Here is a 21,341-nt window from a genome sequence, read left to right as displayed (position 1 = left end):
AACAATGCGACACGGAGTCGAGGGGGTGGCCCGAGTGGGCGCTGAGGAATTCTCGGGGGTGATTCCGTGGATCGTCTCGGGAAAGAGCGCGAACGCGCTGCGGGCACAGGCCGACAAGCTGCACACACACCTGAGCGAGCGGCCCGGGCAGCGCCCGGGCGACATCGGCCTGTCACTGGCCACCACCCGCGCCCAGCTCGGGCACCGCGCGGTGGTGCTCGGCACCGACCATGACAGCCTGCTCACCTCCCTCGCCTCCTTCGCCGCCACCGGCACCGGAGCCCTGGCGGTCAGCGGCGCGGCGGGCGGCGGCGAACCGCGGACCGTGTTCGTCTTCCCCGGCCAGGGCTCGCAGTGGGAGGGCATGGCCGTCGAACTGCTCGACCAGTCACCGGTGTTCGCCGCCCAGCTGACCGCCTGCGCCCAGGCGCTGGCGGAGTTCGTCGACTGGGACCTCATCGGCGTCCTGCGCGGCCAACAGGGCCAGCCCGGCCTGGAACCGGTCGACGTCGTCCAGCCGGTGCTGTGGGCCGTGATGGTCTCCCTCGCCGCCCTGTGGCGCTCCTACGGCGTCGAACCCGCCGCGGTCGTGGGCCACTCCCAGGGCGAGATCGCCGCCGCCACCGTCGCCGGAGCGCTCTCCCTGCAGGACGGCGCCCGCGTCGTCGCCCTGCGCAGCCGCCTCATCAAACAGCGGCTGGCCGGCAAGGGCGGCATGATGTCCGTACCGCTGTCCGCCGCCGCCACCTCCCCCCGCCTGGCCCGCTGGGACGGCCGCCTGCAACTGGCCGCCGTCAACGGCACCTCCACCGCCGTCGTCTGCGGCGAGAGCGACGCCCTGGACGAACTGTTCGCCGAACTGACCGAGGAAGGCCTGCGCGTCCGCCGCATCCCGGTGGACTACGCCTCCCACTCCCACTTCGTCGAGGAGATCGAGGACCAGCTCCAGGAGATCCTCGCCCCCGTCGCACCCCGCTCCACCCGGCTGCCGTTCTACTCCACCGTCACCGGCGACCTCCTCGACACCGCCGCCCTGGACGCCGCCTACTGGTACACCAACCTGCGCCGCACCGTCCGCTTCGACGAAGCCACCAAGGCCCTGCTGCGCGACGGCTTCACCCTGTTCGTCGAACCCACCGCCCACCACCTCCTCAAGACCGGCGTACAGGAATCCGTCGACGCCGCCGAGAAACAGGCCGGCGTGGTCGGCTCGCTGCGCCGCAAGGAGGGCGGCCTGCTCCGCTTCGCCACCTCGCTCGCCGAGGCCTGGGTGCGCGGCGCCCCGGTGGACTGGGCCACCTTCTTCGACCACACCGACGCCCGCACCACCGACCTGCCCAGCTACGCCTTCCAGCGCAAGCGCTACTGGCGCAAGGTGCCCACCGTCGGCGGCGGGGTGCCCGACCTCGGCCAGATGGGTGTCGAACACCCGCTGCTGGCCGCCGCCGTGGAGAGCGCCGAGTCCGGCGGGCACGTCTTCACCGGCCGGCTCTCGCTGAGCACCCACCCCTGGCTCGCCGACCACGAGGCACTGGGCACCGTCCTGCTGCCCGCCACCGCCTTCGTCGAACTGGCCGTCCGGGCCGGCGACCAGGCCGGCTGCGCCACCCTGGACGAACTGACCCTGCACGCCCCGCTGGTACTGCCCGAACGCGGGGGAGTGGCCCTGCAGGTAGCGCTCGGCGCCCCCGACGGCCAAGGCGCCCGCCCGCTGAGCATCCACTCCCGCGCCGACGGCGAGGACCAGCCCTGGACCCGCCACGCCTCCGGCACACTGAGCGCGCAGCCCTCCGACGCCGGCGTCGACCTCACCCAGTGGCCGCCCCCCGGCGCCGAGCCGATCGGCCTGGACGGCGCCTACGACCGCCTCTTCGGCCGGGGCTACGCCTACGGCCCCGTCTTCCAGGCCCTGAGCGCCGTATGGAAACGCGGCGAGGAACTGTTCGCCGAGGTCACCCTGCCCGAGCAGGCACACGGCGACGCCCAGGCCTTCGGCCTGCACCCGGCCCTGCTGGACGCCTGCCTGCACGCCGAACTCGTCGCCGCCCAGGACACCCACACCACAGAAACGGTCCTGCCCTTCGCCTGGACCGGCGTCCAGCTGCACGCCGTCGGCGCCACCGCCCTGCGCGTCCGCCTGCTCACCGACGCCCGCGGCAACACCCGCCTGGACGCCGCCGACGCCGGCGGCAGCCCCGTCATCAGCGTCGAGTCCATCGTGGCCCGCGCCGTCCAGGCCGGCCAGCTCGAAACCGCCGGACAACGCCGCGAACTGCCCTACCGCCGCACCTGGAGCGCCCTGCCGCTGGACGCCACCACCCCCCAGGCCGCACCCGTCCACGTCCACAGCCTGGACGACCTCGACCCCACGCAGCCCGTCCCCGCCCTCGTGGCCCTCGAACTGCCGGCACCCGACGCCCAGAACACCCCCGACGCCGTCCGCGCCACCGCCCACCGCGCCCTGCACCTCGTGCAGAGCTGGCTGGGCGAGGACCGCTACGCCGACGCCCACCTGGCCGTCATCACCCACGGCGCCGTCACCGCCCCCGACGACCACACCGCACCCGACCTCACCCTCGCCCCCGCCTGGGGCCTGCTGCGCGCCGCACAGGCGGAAAACCCCGGCCTGATCACCCTCGCCGACCTGGACGACACCGACGCCTCCCGCCAGGCCCTGCCCGCCGCCCTGGCCACCGGCGAACCCGAACTCGCCCTGCGCGGCGGCACCGCCTACGCCCCCCGCCTCACCCGCACCACCGACACCGACGTTGACACCGCGGCCGGGTCCAGCGCACCCGACCCCGAGGGCACCGTCCTGATCACCGGCGGCACCAGCGGCCTGGGCGCCCTCCTCGCCCGCCACCTGGTCACCGAGCACGGCGCCCGGCACCTGCTGCTCACCAGCCGGCGCGGCGCCGACGCCCCCGGCGCCACCGAACTGCACGAGAGCCTCACCGCCGCCGGCGCCACCGTCACCCTGGCCGCCTGCGACGTCGCCGACCGCGACGCGCTGGCCCGCCTGCTCGCCACCATCCCCGACGCCCACCCCCTCACCGCCGTCATCCACGCCGCCGGCGTCCTCGACGACGCCACCGTGGCCGCCCTCACCCCCCAGCGCCTCGACACCGTCCTGGCCCCCAAGGCCGACGCCGCCTGGCATCTGCACGAACTCACCGCCGACTGCGACCTGAAGCTGTTCGCCCTGTTCTCCTCCGCCGCCGGCACGCTCGGCGCCGCCGGACAGGCCAACTACGCCACCGCCAACGTCTTCCTCGACGCGCTCGCCGCCCACCGCCACGCCGCCGGGCTGCCCGCCACCTCCATGGCCTGGGGCCTGTGGGCCGAGGCCACCGGCATGACCGGCGACCTCGACGAGGCCGCCACCGAACGCCTGCGCCGCCAGGGCTTCCCTGCCATGACCACCGCCGAGGGCCTCGCCCTGTTCGACCAGGCACTCGCCCTCGACGACCCGCTGCTGCTGCTGCTGCGCCTCGACCTTGCCGCCCTGCGCGCCCAGGCCGGCGCCGGCAGCCTGCACCGCATCCTCGGCGAACTCGTCCGCGTCCCCGTCCGCAAGACCGCCACCGCCGGCGCGGCCGGCGGCTCGCTGGCCGACCGGCTGGCCCGGCTGCCCGAACCCGAGCGCGACACCCTCCTGCTCGACCTCGTCCGCTCACACGTCGCCGACGTCCTGGGCCACGACTCCGCCGACGCCGTCGAAGCCGACCGCGCCTTCAAGGAACTCGGCTTCGACTCCCTGACCGCCGTCGAACTGCGCAACCGGCTCAGCGCCACCACCGGCCTGCGCCTGCCCGCCACCCTGGTCTTCGACCACCCCACCGCCCGGGCCGCCGCCCAGCACCTCAAGGCGACCGCACTCGGCGCCGCCGCCACCACCGCCCCCGCACCCCTCACCACCCCGGCCGCCGACGAGCCGATCGCCGTCGTCGCCATGGCCTGCCGCTACCCCGGCGGCGTGCACAGCCCCGAGGACCTGTGGCGGCTGGTCGCCGACGGCGCCGAGACCGTCGACGCGTTCCCCACCGACCGGGGCTGGGACCTCGAGGGCGTCTACCACCCCGAACCCGGCACCCCCGGCCGCACCTACACCCGCTCCGGTGGATTCCTCTACGACGCCGCCGACTTCGACGCCGAGTTCTTCGGCATCAGCCCCAACGAAGCCCTCGGCATGGACCCCCAGCAGCGCCTGCTGCTGGAAACCTCCTGGGAGATCTTCGAACGCGCCGGCATCGACCCGGCCGCCCTGCGCGGCAGCCGCACCGGCGTGTTCACCGGCGCGATGTACCACGACTACGCCAACTCCCGCGCCACCGGCTCCATCAACTCCGGCCGCCTGTCCTACACCTACGGCCTGGAAGGCCCCGCCGTCACCGTCGACACCGCCTGCTCCTCCTCCCTGGTCGCCCTGCACCTGGCGATCCAGGCCCTGCGCTCGGGCGAATGCACCCTCGCCCTGGCCGGCGGCGTCACCGTGATGGCCACCACCGAGGTCCTCGTCGAATTCGGCCTCCAGCAGGGCCTGTCCCGCGACGGCCGCTGCCGCTCCTTCGCCGAGGACGCCGACGGCACCGGCTTCGCCGAAGGCGTCGGCCTGCTCCTGGTGGAACGCCTCTCCGACGCCCGCGCCCACGGCCACCCCGTCCTCGCCGTCATCAAGGGCAGCGCCGTCAACCAGGACGGCGCCAGCAACGGCATCTCCGCCCCCAACGGCCCCGCCCAGCAGCGCGTCATCCGCCAGGCCCTGGCCAACGCCGGGCTCCAGGCAGCCGACGTCGACGTCATCGAGGCCCACGGCACCGGCACCACCCTCGGCGACCCCATCGAGGCCCAGGCCCTGCTCGCCACCTACGGCCAGGACCGCCCCGCCGAGCGGCCGGTCTACCTCGGCTCCATCAAGTCCAACATCGGACACACCCAGGCCGCCGCCGGAGCCGCCGGACTCATCAAGGCCATCGAGTCGATCCGGCACGGCATCCTGCCCAAGACCCTGCACGCGGACACCCCCTCCCACAAGGTGGACTGGACCCAGGGCAACCTGCAGCTGCTCACCGACGCCCGCGACTGGCCGGCCGGCGACGCACCCCGCCGCGCCGCGGTCTCCTCCTTCGGCATCAGCGGCACCAACGCCCACGTCATCGTCGAACAGGCACCCCCCGAGCCCGCCGAAGCAACCACACCTGCGTCCCCCGACACCGGCGAGAGCACCACCGGCGCCCTGCCCTGGCTGCTGTCCGGCCGCACCCCGCAGGCCCTGCGCGGCCAGGCCGCCAAACTCGCCGCCTGGCTCGCCACCCACCCCGACGCCGACGCACCGGACATCGCCCACACCCTCGCCGTCGAACGCACCGCCTTCGAACACCGCGCCGCAGTACTCGCCGAAGACCGCGAACAGGCCCTGCGCGCCCTCACCGCCCTGGCCGAGGGCGACCTGCCCGCCACCGCCGTACGCGACCGATCCCGCACCTCCGGCCGCAAACTCGCCTTCCTGTTCACCGGACAAGGCGCACAGCGCATCGGGATGGGCCGTGAACTGCACGCCGCCCACCCGGTGTTCGCCGAGGCCTTCGACGCCGTACTGGCCGAGCTGGAACCGCTGCCGCTGCGCGAAGTCATGTGGGGCGAGGACGCCGAACGGCTCAGCCGTACGGAGTTCACCCAGCCCGCCCTGTTCGCACTGGAAGTGGCGCTGTACCGGCTCCTCGAATCGTGGGGCGTCAAGCCCGACTACCTGGCCGGGCACTCCATCGGTGAGTTCGCTGCCGCGCATGTGTCCGGGGTGCTGTCACTGGCGGATGCGGCGAAGCTGGTTGCCGCGCGCGGCCGGTTGATGCAGGCGCTGCCGGAGGGCGGCGCGATGGTCGCCCTGCAGGCCACCGAGGACGAGGTACGCCCGCTGCTGGCCGACGGCGTGGGCATCGCCGCCGTCAACGGGCCCACCGCAGTGGTCGTTTCGGGTGTGGAGGCGGAGGCGCTGCGGATCAAGGCGCACTTCGAGGCGGAAGGCCGCAAGACCACCCGCCTGAAGGTCTCCCACGCCTTCCACTCCCCGCTGATGGAACCGATCCTCGACGACTTCCTGGCGGTGGCCCGGGAACTGACCTACGCCACCCCCACCATCCCGATCGTCTCCACCGTCACCGGCCTGCTCATCGACGCCGACGACATCGCCACCCCCGAGTACTGGGTCCGGCACATCGGCGCCACCGTCCGCCACGCCGACGCCGTCGCCCAGCTGGCCGCACAACACGTCGGCACCTTCCTGGAGATCGGCCCCGACGCCGCACTGACCGCGACCGGCCCCGACTGCCTCAGCGGCCGCGAAGAGACCGACGCCGTGTTCGTGGCCACCCTGCGCCGAGGCCGCGAAGAACGCCGGGAACTGGCCTCGGCCCTCGCGCTGGCCCACTGCCGCGGCACCACCGTGAACTGGACGGCGTACTTCGCCGGACACCCGGCCCGCCGGACCGAACTGCCCACCTACGCCTTCCAGCACCGCTCCTACTGGCTCGCCGAGACCGGCGGCGACGGCGTCGTCGTCATCGGCGGCACCGGCGCCCCCGAGCAGGAGGACGCCGACACCGGGCGCTGGCAAGAGATCCTCGCCCTGCCCGACGGCGAGCGGGAACGGGCCGCCCTGGCCCTGGTGCGCAACCAGGTCGCCGCGGTCCTCGGCCACGAATCGGCCGACGCCGTCGAAGCCGACCGCGCCTTCACCGAACTCGGCTTCGACTCCGTGGCAGCCGGCGAACTCCACAAGCGCCTCACCCGCCTCACCGGACAAGGACTGCCGGCCACCCTCGCCTTCGACCACCCCAACTCCCAGGCAGTGGCAGCCCTGCTGCTCCAGACGGACACGGCGGCCGGGACCGGAGCGGCCCATTCACTCCTCGCCGAACTCGACCGCCTCGAAACGGTCCTGTCGTCCGCCCCCGAACTCAACGGCGACACCACCCGCGTCACCACCCGGATCGAGGCCCTGCTGCGTGCCTGGCGCGACACCCGGGACACGGCCGCCGAACAACAGCCACAGGACGACCTCACCACAGCCACCGACGACGAGCTCTTCCAGGCACTGGACAACCTCGAGATTGGTTCATGAGCGATGGGGACTGACGACAAACTTCGTGACTACCTCAGGCGCGCCACGGCCGATCTCCAGCAGACCAAACGGCGGCTGCGCGAGGTCGAGGCCAAGAACCACGAGCCGATCGCCATCGTGGCCATGAGCTGCCGCTACCCCGGCGACGTCAACTCGCCCGAGGCGCTGTGGAACCTCGTGGACCGCGGCCAGGACGCCATCTCCACCTTCCCCGACAACCGCGGCTGGGACACCGAGAACCTCTACGACCCCCAGCCCGCCACCCCCGGCAAGACCTACAGCCGCGAGGGCGGGTTCCTGCACGACGCCGGATACTTCGACGCCGACTTCTTCAAGATGAGCCCCAAAGAGGCCAAGGAGACCGACCCGCAGCAGCGGCTGCTGCTGGAGACCGCCTGGGAATCCCTGGAACGCGCGGGCATCGACCCGCTCACCCTCAAGGAGACCCGGACCGGCGTCTTCGTCGGCGTCGTCTACCACGACTACCTCGTCGGCGGCGGCACCGGCAGCCTGGCCAGCGTCGCCTCCGGCCGCATCGCCTACACCCTGGGCCTGGAAGGCCCCGCCGTCACCGTCGACACCGCCTGCTCCTCCTCCCTGGTCGCCCTGCACCTGGCGGTCCAGGCCCTGCGCGCGGGCGACTGCACCCTCGCCTTCGCCGGCGGCGCGACCGTCATGGCCCACCCGCACGCCTTCGTCGGCTTCAGCCAGGACCGCGGCCTGTCCCCGGACGGCCGCTGCAAGTCCTTCGCCGACGCCGCCGACGGCACCGGCTGGGGCGAAGGCGTCGGCATGCTGCTGGTGGAACGCCTCTGCGACGCCCGCGCCCAGGGCCACCCCGTCCTCGCCGTCGTCCGCGGCTCCGCCGTCAACCAGGACGGCGCCAGCAACGGCATCTCCGCCCCCAACGGCCCCTCCCAGCGCCGGGTCATCCAACAGGCCCTCGCCTCCGCCCAGTTGACCGCCGCCGACGTCGACGCCGTCGAAGCCCACGGCACCGGCACCGTCCTCGGCGACCCCATCGAGGCCCAGGCCCTGCTCGCCACCTACGGCCAAAACCGCCCCGCGGAGCGGCCGCTGTGGCTGGGCTCCCTGAAGTCGAACATCGGACACGCCCAGGCCGCCGCCGGCGTCGGCGGCATCATCAAGGTCGTCGAGGCAATGCACCACGACGTGCTGCCCCAAACCCTGCACGTCGACGAGCCCAGCACCAAGGTCAACTGGGCGGAGGGCGCCATACAGCTGCTGACCGAGGCCCAGCCCTGGCCCGCCACCCCCGGCCGCCCGCGCCGCGCCGGCATCTCCTCCTTCGGCTTCAGCGGCACCAACGGCCACGTCATCATCGAAGAGGCCCCACCCGCCGAGGAACTCCCCCCGCAGCAACCCGCCACCGGCGACGCCAGGACCGTCCCCGTCCTGCTCTCCGCCAAGGGACCCGACGCCCTGCGCGACCAGGCACGCCTCCTGCTCGCCCGCGCCGACGCCGACGACCGGCCCACCCTCCTCGACCTCGGCCACACCCTCGCCACCACCCGCACCGCCCTGCCCGACCGGGCCGCCGTCATCGCCGGCGACCGCACCGAACTCCTGCGCCGCCTCACCGCCCTCGCCGAGGACCGCCCCTCACCCGGCATCGTCCAAAGCAGCGCCTCACGCGACGACGGCCTGACCGCCTTCCTGTTCACCGGACAAGGCGCGCAGCGCATCGGGATGGGCCGTGAACTGCACGCCGCGTTCCCGGTGTTCGCCGACGCCTTCGACGCCGCACTCGCCGAGATCGATGCGCCGCTGCGCGAGGTCATGTGGGGTGAGGACGCCGAACAGTTGAGCCGTACGGAGTTCACCCAGCCCGCCCTGTTCGCGCTGGAAGTGGCGCTGTACCGGCTGCTCGAATCGTGGGGGATCAAACCCGACTACCTGGCCGGGCACTCCATCGGCGAGTTCGCTGCCGCGCACGTGTCCGGGGTGCTGTCACTGGCGGATGCCGCGAAACTTGTCGTGGCGCGGGGCCGGTTGATGCAGGCGCTGCCGGAGGGCGGCGCGATGGTCGCCCTGCAAGCCACCGAGGACGAGGTACGTCCCCTGCTGGCCGACGGCGTGGGCATCGCCGCCGTCAACGGGCCCACCGCGGTGGTCGTCTCCGGCGTGGAGGCCGAAGCGCTGCGGATCAAGGCGCACTTCGAGGCGGAGGGCCGCAAGACCACCCGTCTGAAGGTCTCCCACGCCTTCCACTCCCCGCTGATGGAGCCGATGCTCGCCGACTTCCGTGCCGTCGCACAGCAGCTGACCTACGGCGAGCCCTCCCTTCCGATCGTGTCCACCCTCACCGGCACCCTCGTCAGCGAGGAACTGCGCGACCCGGAGTACTGGGTCCGCCACGTCCTTGAGACCGTCCGCTTCACCGACGCCGTGCAGGCACTGGCCGGCAAGGGCGTCACCACCTACCTCGAACTCGGCCCGGACGCGACCCTGAGCGCGATGGGCGGGCAGAACACCGACGGCCACTTCGTGCCGCTGCTGCGCCGCGACCGCGACGAGGAGAACGAACTGGTCACCGCCGTCGCACTGGCCCACTGCCGAGGCATCCGCGTCGACTGGCGGGCCTTCTTCGCCGGACGCGGGGCCACCCGGGTCGACCTGCCCACCTACGCCTTCCAGCGACGCTGGTTCTGGCGCGACCCGGAGACCACCGCCACCCCGGCCGCGCCGCCGGCCGCAGACGCCGTGGACACCGCCGTCTGGCATGCGCTGGAGCGCACGGACACCGACGTACTGGCCGACCGGACCGGCATCCCCGCACCCCTCCTGGAGAAGGTACTGCCCGCCCTGAACGACTGGCGCCACAAGCAGCGCGACCAGGCCCGCACCGACGCCTGGTGCTACCGCGTCGACTGGCAGCCCGTGCACCTCCCGGACACCGCACGAAACACACCCGACGGAACCTGGCTGCTCGCCGTGCCCGAGGGCCGCACCCACGACCCGCGGGTGCGCGCGCTCACCGAAGGACTCGCCGCCCAGGGCGTATGGACCGTACGGCTGGAGGTCGGCGACCAGGACCGCGAGGCACTGGCCGGACAACTGCGCGCCTACACCAACCTGGCCGGCACCCTCTCCCTGCTCGCCCTCGACGACCGCCCCCACCCGCGCCACGGCTCCCTGACGCGCGGCACCGCCGCCACCGTCACCCTGGTGCAGGCCCTGCAGGACGCCGGCCTCGGCGCCCCGCTGTGGTGCGTCACCGCGCAGGCGGTCGCCGCCGGACCCGGCCAGAGCACGGCCGACCCGGCCCAGGCAGCCGTCTGGGGCCTGGGCTCCGCCCTTGCACTCGAACTGCCCGAACGCTGGGGCGGCCTGGTCGACCTGCCCGCCACCGTCGACGAGGACGCGGTGCGCCGGCTGTGCCGGGTACTGGCCGATCCCGGCGACGAGGACCAACTCGCCCTGCGCGACAAGGCCGTACTGGGCCGCCGCATGGTCCGCACCCCGCTCGCCGAACAGCCCGCCGTCCGCGACTGGACACCCCGCGGCACCACACTGATCACCGGCGGCACCGGCGGCCTCGGCGCCCACGTGGCCCGCCTGCTCGCCGACCGGGGCGCCGAACACCTGCTGCTGACCAGCCGACGCGGACCGGACGCCGACGGCGTCGGCGACCTCATCGACGAACTCGCCGCACGCGGCACCCACGCCACCGTCGCGGCCTGCGACGCCGGCGACCGCGAAGCCGTAGCCCGCCTGCTCGACTCCATCCCCGAGGACCGGCCGCTGAACGCGGTCGTGCACGCGGCCGGCGTCATGCAGCGCATCGCCCCGCTGTCCGAACTGACCCTGCAGGAGTTCGCCGCCGTCACCGACGCCAAGGCAGGCGGCGCCCGCCACCTCGACGAACTGCTCGGCGACCGCCCCCTGGACGCCTTCGTACTGTTCTCCTCCGGATCGGCGATCTGGGGCAGCACCGGACAGAGCGCCTACGGCAGCGCCAACGCCTGCCTCGACGCACTCGCCGACGCCCGCCGCGCCCGGGGCGCCACCGCCACCTCCATCGCCTGGGGCTCCTGGGACGGCGGCATGGTCGACGCCGAACTCGGCGCCGCCCTCAGCCGGATCGGCACCCCGCCGATGCAACCCGGCCTCGCCGCCGCCGCACTGGGCCGCATCCTCGACCGCGACCTGAGCCACCTGGTCGTCGCCGACATCGACTGGAAGCGCTTCGCCCCCGTCTACACGATGGCCCGCCCCCGCCCGCTGATCGACGCGGTACCCGAGACCCGGGCCGACCCCGACACCGGCACGGCCGCCCAGGGCGGCGCGGACCCCCAGGGCCCCGCCCTCGCCGCACGGCTGAAGGACCTGACCCAGGCCCAGCAGAGCCGGGCGGTCCTCGACCTGGTCCGCGCTCACGTGGGGGCCCTGCTCGGCTACGACGACCCCGCGTCGCTGGATCCGGCACGCCCCTTCACCGACCTCGGCTTCGACTCGGTGGCCGCCACCGACCTCAAACAGGCGCTGTCCGCCGCGACCGGCCTGCGACTGCCGGCCACGCTGGTCTTCGACCACGCCACCCCCGCAGCCCTCGCCGCCCACCTGCGCGACGAACTGTGCCCGCAGACGGACAGCGGCGGGGTGATGGCCGTCCTGGCCGAACTCGACCGGCTGGAGGAGACCCTGGCGGCCCTGCCGCCCGAGGACGTCGAGCGGCACCGCATCCCCGGCCGGCTCCAGACACTCACCTCCCGGCTCGCCGGGACGGGCGCCGCAGCGCCGCCGGACGAGCACCTCGCCGATGACGCAAGCGTCGACGACGTCCTCTCCTTCATCGACAAGGAGCTCGGCCTTGCCTGACCACCCCGGCACCAGCACCAGCACAGGCACCAGCACTGGCATCGACGCCGGCACCGGCCGAACGCGATGACCCGAACCACCGGAACCATGCGTATCCCAAAGGATGTTGCGAGGCGGGCAGATGGCTGACGATCAGAAACTCCTCGGGTACCTCAAGCGGGTCACGGCCGACCTGGCCCAGACCCGCCGCAGGCTCCAGGAGTACGAGGCCAGGGAGCAGGACCCGATCGCCATCGTGGCCATGACCTGCCGCTACCCGGGCGGGGTCACCTCCCCCGAGGAGCTGTGGCGGCTGGTCGCCGACGGCGTCGACGCGGTCGGCCCCTTCCCCGCCGACCGCGGCTGGAACCTGGACTCCGTCGACGACGTCGACTTCGCGCACAGCGGCGGATTCCTCGACGGAGCAGCACAGTTCGACCCCGCCTTCTTCGGGATCTCCCCGCGCGAGGCCGTCGCCATGGACCCGCAGCAGCGGCTGATGCTGGAACTGTCCTGGGAAGCACTGGAGCGGGCCGGCATCCCCGCCGACCAGGTGCGTGGCGGCCAGGTGGCCGTCTTCGCCGGCTCCGGCTTCCAGGACTACGGCGACCTGCTCAACTCCGCCCCCGAGGCAGCCGGCCCCTTCATGGGCACCGCCGCGGTCGCCGCCGTCATCGCCGGCCGCGTCTCCTACACCCTCGGCCTCGAGGGCCCCTCGGTGACCGTCGACACCGCCTGCTCCTCCTCCCTGGTCGCCGTCCACCTCGCCGCCCAGGCACTGCGCGAGGGCGAATGCTCCCTCGCCCTGGCCGGCGGCGTCATGGTGATGTCGACGCCCGGCCCCTTCATCGGCATGGCCCGACAGGGCGGCCTGGCCGCCGACGGCCGCGCCAAGGCCTACGCCGACGCCGCCGACGGCACCGGCTGGGCCGAGGGCGCCGGCATCCTCGTACTCGAACGCCTCTCCGACGCCCGCGCCCACGGCCACCCCGTCCTCGCCGTCGTCAAGGGCTCCGCCATCAACCAGGACGGCGCCAGCAACGGCCTCACCGCCCCCAACGGCCCCTCCCAGCAGCGAGTCATCCGCGAGGCACTCAGCGCCGCCGGAATCTCCGCCACCCAGCTCGACCTGGTCGAGGGCCACGGCACCGGCACCACCCTCGGCGACCCCATCGAGGCCCAGGCCCTGCTCGCCACCTACGGCCAAGGACGCCCCGCAGAGCGGCCGCTGTGGCTGGGCTCCCTGAAGTCGAACATCGGACACGCCCAGGCCGCCGCAGGCGTCGGCGGCATCATCAAGACCGTCATGGCCATGCGGCACGCGACCATGCCGCGCACCCTGCACATCGACCAGCCCTCCACCCACGTCGACTGGGACGCCGGCAACGTCCGGCTGCTCACCGACGAACGCTCCTGGCCACGCGGCGAACACCCGCGCCGGGCCGCCGTCTCCGCCTTCGGCGTCAGCGGCACCAACGCCCACCTCATCCTCGAAGAACCGCCCGCCGCCCCCGAACCCGCCCAGGACGAGGCCGACCCGGCACCCGCCCCGACCGCCTGGCCGGCCGGCGTCCCGCTGCCCTGGCTCGTCTCCGCCCGCAGCGCCGACGCCCTGCGCGCCCAGGCCGAACGGATCGCCGCCCACGCGGACGAGAACCCCGGCCTCGCCGCCCTCGACCTGAGCCACTCCCTCGCCACCACCCGCACCGCGCTGGAACACCGCGCGGTCGTCCTCGCCCCCGACCGCACCGCCGCCGTCACCGCCCTCACCGCCCTCGCCCAGGACGAGACCCGCCCCGAAGCACTGCGCGGAACCGTCTCCGACGGCCTGACCGCCTTCCTGTTCACCGGTCAGGGCGCGCAGCGCATCGGGATGGGCCGTGAACTGCACGCCGCGTTCCCGGTGTTCGCCGACGCCTTCGATGCGGTACTGGCTGAGATCGATGTGCCGCTGCGCGAGGTGATCTGGGGTGAGGATGCCGGGCGGCTGAGCCGTACGGAGTTCACCCAGCCCGCCCTGTTCGCGCTGGAGGTGGCGCTGTACCGGCTGCTCGAGTCGTGGGGGATCAAGCCGGACTACTTGGCCGGGCACTCGATCGGTGAGTTCGCGGCCGCGCATGTGTCCGGGGTGCTGTCCCTGGCGGATGCGGCGAAACTCGTGACCGCGCGGGGCCGGTTGATGCAGGCCCTGCCGGAGGGCGGCGCGATGGTCGCCCTGCAGGCCACCGAGGACGAGGTACGCCCGCTGCTGGCCGACGGTATCGGTATCGCCGCCGTCAACGGGCCCACCGCGGTGGTGGTCTCCGGTGTGGAGGCGGAAGCTTTGCGGATCAAGGCGCACTTTGAGGCGGAGGGCCGTAAGACCACCCGTCTGAAGGTGTCCCACGCCTTCCACTCCCCGTTGATGGAGCCGATGCTCGTCGACTTCCGCGCCGTCGCGCAGCAGTTGACGTACGGCGAGCCTTCCATCCCGATCGTGTCCACCCTCACCGGCACCCTCGTCGGCGACGAACTGCAGGACCCGGAGTACTGGGTCCGTCATGTGCGTGAGGCGGTGCGTTTCGCCGATGCGGTGACGGTGTTGGAGTCGGAGGGAGTTACCCGGTTCCTGGAGCTGGGTCCCGATGGTGTGCTGACCGCGATGGCGCAGCAGTCCGTCGAGTCGGAGTCGGCGGTACTGACGGCCGCCCTGCGCAAGGACCGCCCAGAGGCCGCCGCCGTGCTGACGGCCGTCGGACAGCTGCATGTGCGCGGTGTCCCCGTCGACTGGACAGGCGTCTTCGCCGGCCGCGGCGCGGCCCGGATCGACCTGCCCACCTACAACTTCCAGCGCGCCCACTACTGGATCAGCCCCGAGAACGGGGCCGGCGACGTGGCCTCCGCCGGACTCGACGCGGCCGACCACCCGCTGCTCGGCGCCGCCGTGACACTGGCCGACACGGACGGCGTGGTGCTGACCGGCCGGCTGTCCACGTCCGCACAGCCCTGGCTGGCCGACCACGCGGTCGGCGGCACCGTCCTGTTCCCCGGCACCGGCTTCGTCGAACTCGCCGTCCGGGCCGGCGACCAGGTCGGCTGCGACGTCCTGGAGGAACTGACCCTCGAGGCACCCCTCGCCCTGCCCGAGCGCGGCGCGCTCCAGGTACAGGTCGCCGTGGGGGCGGCCGACGGCTCCGGCACCCGCGCGCTGACCGTCCACTCCCGCCCCTCGCCGGACGCCCCGTGGACCCGGCACGCCGCCGGTGTGCTCGCGCGCGGCGCGGACCAGGGACGCTTCGACCTGACCCAGTGGCCGCCGCCCGGCGCCGAACCCCTCGACGTGGCCGGGCTGTACCCGGACCTCACCGCACTCGGCCTCAGCTACGGCCCGGTGTTCCAGGGCCTGAAGGCCGCCTGGCGCGACGGCGAGAGCGTCTACGCCGAGATCACCCTCCCCGAGCAGGGACACAAGGACGCGGAACGGCTCGGCCTGCACCCCGCCCTCCTCGACGCGGCCCTGCACGCCGTCAGCTTCACCGGCGTGACCGGCGGACAGGCCGCCCTGCCCTTCGCCTGGTCCGGCGTCACCCTGCACGCGGCGGGCGCCGCCGCCGTACGGGTCCGCCTGACCCCGACCGGGTCGGGCGTCGCCCTCGCCCTCGCCGACGCCGCCGGTCACCCGGTGGCCACCGTCGAGTCCCTGGTGCTGCGGCCCATCTCCGAGGAGCAACTCGCCGCGGCCCGGACCGGATTCCACGATTCGCTCTACCACGTCGAGTGGACACCCCTTCCGGCCGTCCCGTCCGACGTGCGGCCCACCACCGCCGTCTTCACCAGCACTCCCGGCACGGACGCCGCACAGGTGCGCTCCGCGGTGCACCGCGCACTGGCCGAACTGCAGTCCGCCGCAGACCAGTTGGTGTTCGTCACCCGGGGCGCGGTGGCGCTGCCGGGCGAGGACGTCACCGACCTGGCCGGCGCCGCCGTATGGGGCCTGGTCCGCTCCGCCCAGGCAGAGGACCCGGGCCGCTTCCTCCTCGTCGACCTGGACGAAGGCAGCGTCGAAGACGCCGTCGCCCTCGCCCTGGCGACCGGTGAACCCCAGGTCGTCGTACGCGGCACGACCGCGCACGGCGCCCGCCTGACACCCGCCCCCGTCACACCGGACGAACACGCCCCCGTATTCACCGCCGAGGGCACGGTCCTGCTGACCGGTGCGAGCGGCACGCTGGGCGGGCTGTTCGCGCGGCATCTGGTGACCGCGTATGGGGTGCGGAGCCTGCTGCTGACCAGCCGCCGGGGTGAACAGGCCCCGGGGATGGCGGAGTTGACGGCCGAGCTGACCGCGCTGGGCGCCGACGTGTCGGTGGCGGCCTGCGACGCCGCCGACCGCGACACCCTCGCCGCCCTCCTCCAGGACGTCGACCTCTCCGCGGTGGTCCACGTCGCCGGCGTCCTGGACGACGGCATCATCGCCTCCCTCACCCCGGAACGGGTGGACACGGTACTGCGCCCGAAGGTCGACGCGGCCATCAACCTGCACGACCTGACCGCCGACAAGAACCTCAGCGCCTTCGTCCTGTTCTCCTCCGGCTCCGGCACCCTCGGCGCCCCCGGCCAGGGCAACTACGCCGCCGCCAACGCCTTCCTCGACGCCCTCGCCACCCACCGCAAGACGGCCGGGCTGCCCGCACAGTCCCTCGCCTGGGGCCTGTGGGCCGGAGGCATGGCCGACACCCTCGACGAGGCGGAGCGCGGCCGCATATCGCAGGGCGGCATCCACGCCCTCGCCCCGCACGAAGGGCTCGCCCTCTTCGACGCCGCCCAGCACAGCCCCGACGCCACCCTCGTCCCCGTCAAGTTCGACCTGGCAGCCCTGCGCTCCCAGACCCAGGACACCCCGGCCCTGCTGCGCGCCCTCCTGCCCGCCACCCCCCGGCGCCGGCGCAGCGCGGGCAGCACCAGGACCGAGACCGCCACACTGAAGCAGCGCCTCGACGCCCTGCCGGCCGACGAGCGGCAGCAAGCCCTGCTCGACCTGGTCCTCAACCGCGCAGCCGTCGTCCTCGGCTTCGCCGACGCCCGGGCGGTCGAACCCGAACGCGCCTTCCGGGACCTCGGCGTCGACTCCCTGGCCGCCGTCGAACTGCGCAACGGCCTCAACGACGACACCGGCCTGCGCCTGCCCGCCACCCTCGTCTTCGACTACCCCAGCCCGGCCGACGTGGCCCGCCACCTCCTGGAAGAACTCTCCGGCCAGGACACCGACACACCCACACCGGCCACCGCCACCGCACTCGACGGCGACCCGATCGTGATCGTCGGCATGAGCTGCCGCTACCCCGGCGGGGTGGAGACCCCGGAAGACCTGTGGCGGCTGGTCGCCGGCGGAGTGGACGCGGTCTCGGAGTTCCCGACCAACCGTGGCTGGAACATCGACGAGCTGTACGACCCCGAGTCCGAACGCCCCAACACCAGCTACGTCAAACACGGCGGCTTCCTGCACCAGGCCGCCGACTTCGACCCGGCCTTCTTCGGCATCTCACCGAACGAAGCCCTCGGCATGGACCCGCAGCAGCGGCTGCTGCTGGAGACCTCCTGGGAGGCGATCGAACGGGCCGGCATCGACCCGGCCGCACTGAAGGGCTCGGCCACCGGCGTCTTCGCCGGAATGATGTACCACGACTACGCCGCCAACAGCGGCACCGGCGCCATCGCCTCGGGCCGCGTCTCGTACGTCTTCGGCCTGGAGGGACCGGCCGTCACCATCGACACGGCCTGCTCCTCGTCGCTGGTGGCGCTGCATCTTGCGGCGCAGGCGTTGCGTTCGGGGGAGTGCTCGCTGGCGTTGGCCGGTGGCGTGGCGGTGATGGCGACTCCTGAGGCGTTCGTGGAGTTCAGCCGTCAGCGCGGGCTTGCTCCCGATGGGCGGTGCAAGTCCTTCGCCGCCGCCACCGACGGCACGGCCTGGGGCGAGGGCGTGGGCATGCTCCTGCTGGAGCGCCTCTCCGACGCCCGCGCCAACGGCCACCCCGTCCTCGCGGTCGTCCGCAGCTCCGCCCTCAACCAGGACGGCGCCAGCAACGGCCTCACCGCCCCCAACGGCCCCGCCCAACGCCGCGTCATCCGCCAGGCACTGACCGCGGCCGGCCTGACCACCCACGACGTCGACGCGGTCGAGGCGCACGGCACGGGTACCACGCTCGGCGACCCGATCGAGGCCCAGGCGCTGCTGGCGACGTATGGCAAGGACCGGCCCGAGGACCAGCCGTTGTGGTTGGGGTCCATCAAGTCGAACATGGGTCACACCCAGGCTGCGGCCGGGGTGTCGGGCATCATCAAGATGGTCGAGGCGATCAGGCACGGGGTGCTGCCGCCGACCCTGCACGTGGATGAGCCCACGCATCAGGTGGACTGGTCCGAGGGCAATGTGCGGCTGCTGACGGAGTCCCGGCCCTGGCCGGAGACCGGCCGTCCGCGTCGCGCGGGGGTGTCCTCCTTCGGTATCAGCGGCACCAACGCCCACGTCATCCTCGAACAAGCCCCCAACCCCGTCCCCGTCCCCGTCCCCGACGAGCCCACCACCGGGAGCGACCTCCCCGCCATACCGTGGCTGCTGTCGGCGAAGACGGACGACGCCCTGCGCGGCCAGGCCGAACGCCTGCGCGCACACGTCGAAAACGACCCGGCACTGCGTCCCGCCGACGTCGCCTACTCCCTCGCCACCGACCGAGCCCCCATGGACCACCGCCTCACCGTGCTCGGCGCGGACCGCGAGGAACTCCTGGCGGCCCTCACCGCGTTCGTCGAGGGCAGGTCGGCCGCGGGAGTGGTGCAGGGCAGCGTGCGCGGGAGTGGCCAGACGGCGTTCCTGTTCACCGGACAGGGGGCGCAGCGCATCGGGATGGGTCGTGAACTGCACGCCGCGTTCCCGGTGTTCGCCGACGCCTTCGACGCCGTACTGGCTGAGATCGATGCGCCGCTGCGCGAGGTGATCTGGGGTGAGGACGCCGAACGGCTGAGCCGTACGGAGTTCACCCAGCCCGCCCTGTTCGCGCTGGAAGTGGCGCTGTACCGGCTGATCGAATCGTGGGGGATCAAGCCGGACTATCTGGCCGGGCATTCCATCGGTGAGTTCGCTGCTGCGCATGTGTCCGGGGTGCTGTCACTGGCGGATGCGGCGAAACTCGTGACCGCGCGGGGCCGGTTGATGCAGGCCCTGCCGGAGGGCGGCGCGATGGTCGCCCTGCAGGCGACCGAGGACGAGGTGCGTCCGCTGCTGGCCGACGGCGTGGGCATTGCCGCCGTCAACGGGCCCACCGCAGTGGTGGTCTCCGGTGTGGAGGCGGAGGCGCTGCGGATCAAGGCGCACTTCGAGGCGGAGGGCCGTAAGACCACCCGTCTGAAGGTGTCCCACGCCTTCCACTCCCCGCTGATGGAGCCGATGCTCGCCGACTTCCGTGCCGTCGCACAGCAGTTGACGTACAGCGAGCCTTCCCTTCCGATCGTGTCCACGCTCACGGGCGCTCTTGTCGGTGAGGAGTTGGGGGATCCGGAGTACTGGGTCCGTCATGTCCGTGAGGCGGTGCGTTTCGCCGACGCGATCGGGGCCCTGGAGTCGGCGGGTGTGGGTACGTTCGTCGAGCTGGGTCCGGATGCGGTGCTCACGGCGATGGGCCGGCAGTCCGCCGAGGACGCGGCCTTCGTGCCCACCCTGCGCCGCGAGCGCGACGAAACCCGCGAGACAGTGTCGGCGCTTGCACGGATCGCCGTACGGGGCGGGGCTGTTGACTGGACCGCGTTCTACGCCGGCACCGGAGCACGCCGCGTGGAACTGGCAACGTACGCCTTCCAGCGCCAGCGCTACTGGCTGGACGCGTTGGAGTACTGGGCCGAGGCCTGGGCCGGCGCGGACACCGGCGGCCTCGCGTCCGCAGGCCTGGACCGGGCGGCACATCCGCTGCTCGGCGCCGTACTGACGTCCCCGGACAGCGACGGCGTGGTGCTGACCGGCCGACTGTCCACGTCCGCACAGCCGTGGCTGGCCGACCACGCGGTCGGCGGCACCGTCCTCTTCCCCGGCACCGGCCTGGTCGAACTCGCCATCGCGGCGGGCGACCGGGTCGGCAGCGACCAGCTCGAGGAACTGACCCTGGAAGCGCCGCTGGTGCTGCCCGAGCGGGGCGGAATCGCCGTCCAGGTGGTGGTGGGCACGGCGGCCGACGACGGCACACGTCCGGTCCACGTGTACGCGCGCCCCGATGACGAGGAGCGGTCCTGGACGCGCCACGCGACCGGTCTGCTCGCCCCCGGTGTGCCGTCGGCCTCCTTCGACCTGTCGCAGTGGCCGCCGCGTGGCGCGGAGCCGGTCAGCGTGGAGGGCCTGTACGAGACGCTGGCGCAGGCCGGTCTGGAGTACGGGCCGGTCTTCCAGGGCCTGACAGCCGCCTGGCGCTCCGTTGAGGAGACGGAGGAGATATACGCCGAGGTGGTCCTGCCCGAGGACACGGCCGTCGACGGGTTCGGCATGCACCCGGCACTGCTGGACGCGTGCCTGCACGCGACCGGGCTGCTGGCGGGCGGGGCCGAGACCACGCGCCTGCCCTTCGCGTGGACCGGCGTCTCCCTGCACGCCACCGGCGCCTCCCGGCTCCGGGTGCGGCTGTCCCGCCAGGGCGCCGACGGCGTCACCCTCGCGGTCGCCGACGAGCAGGGCCGCCCGGTCGCCACGATCGGTTCGCTGGTGCTGCGGGAAGTGACGGCGGACCAACTGGCGGCGGCGCGCACGGCGTTCCACGAGTCCTTGTTCCAGCTCGACTGGGTACGGCTGCCGGGGGTGCGGACGCATGGTTCTACGCCGGGTGATGTGGTGGTGTTCCGCAGCACGCCGGGTGCGGATGCGGACGCCGTGCGGTCGGCGGTGCATCGGGCGCTCGCCGAGCTGCGGTCGACTGCCGGACAACTGGCTGTCGTGACGCGCGGTGCGGTGGCATTGCCGGGTGACGACGTCACCGACCTGGCCGGCGCCGCCGTATGGGGCCTGGTCCGCTCCGCCCAGTCCGAGGACCCGGGCCGATTCGTCCTCGTCGACGTCGACGAGGACGGCGATGCCGCCCTCGCCCTGGCGCTCGCGTCGGGAGAATCCCAAGTCGTGGTCCGGCAGGGCACCGCATACGGCGCCCGCCTCGTACGCACTGCGATGGAGCCGACCGACGAGCCCAGGCCCGCGACGGTGTTCACCGCCGAGGGCACGGTCCTGTTGACCGGTGCGAGTGGCACGCTGGGCGGGCTGTTCGCGCGGCATCTGGTGACCGCCTATGGAGTGCGGAGCCTGCTGCTGACCAGCCGCCGGGGTGAACAGGCCCCGGGGATGGCGGAGTTGACGGCCGAGCTGACCGCGCTGGGCGCCGACGTGTCGGTG

At 73.2% G+C, this 21,341-nt stretch carries 2 protein-coding genes and 1 pseudogene; all 3 read left to right on the top strand.

Translation table 11 applies throughout. The features are described from left to right. The first annotated feature begins 34 nt into the window (after window positions 1-34). Window positions 35-7,120, top strand: coding sequence for an SDR family NAD(P)-dependent oxidoreductase (locus tag ACN6LB_RS42040; RefSeq protein WP_445030496.1), 7,086 nt, complete (start codon window positions 35-37; stop codon window positions 7,118-7,120). Window positions 7,121-7,165: 45 nt separating this feature from the next. Continuing rightward, window positions 7,166-11,962 (top strand): annotated as a pseudogene (locus tag ACN6LB_RS42035) (type I polyketide synthase); the annotation flags it as partial. 103 nt (window positions 11,963-12,065) lie between these two features. After that, window positions 12,066-21,341 (top strand): SDR family NAD(P)-dependent oxidoreductase (locus ACN6LB_RS42030; protein ID WP_445030495.1); only part of this gene is annotated, 9,276 nt, incomplete at its 3' end.

This window comes from Streptomyces sp. SAS_270 (genome assembly GCF_052543295.1).
The sequence above is the reverse complement of the archived record's forward strand: the minus strand, read 5'-3'. Positions and strand labels throughout refer to the sequence as shown.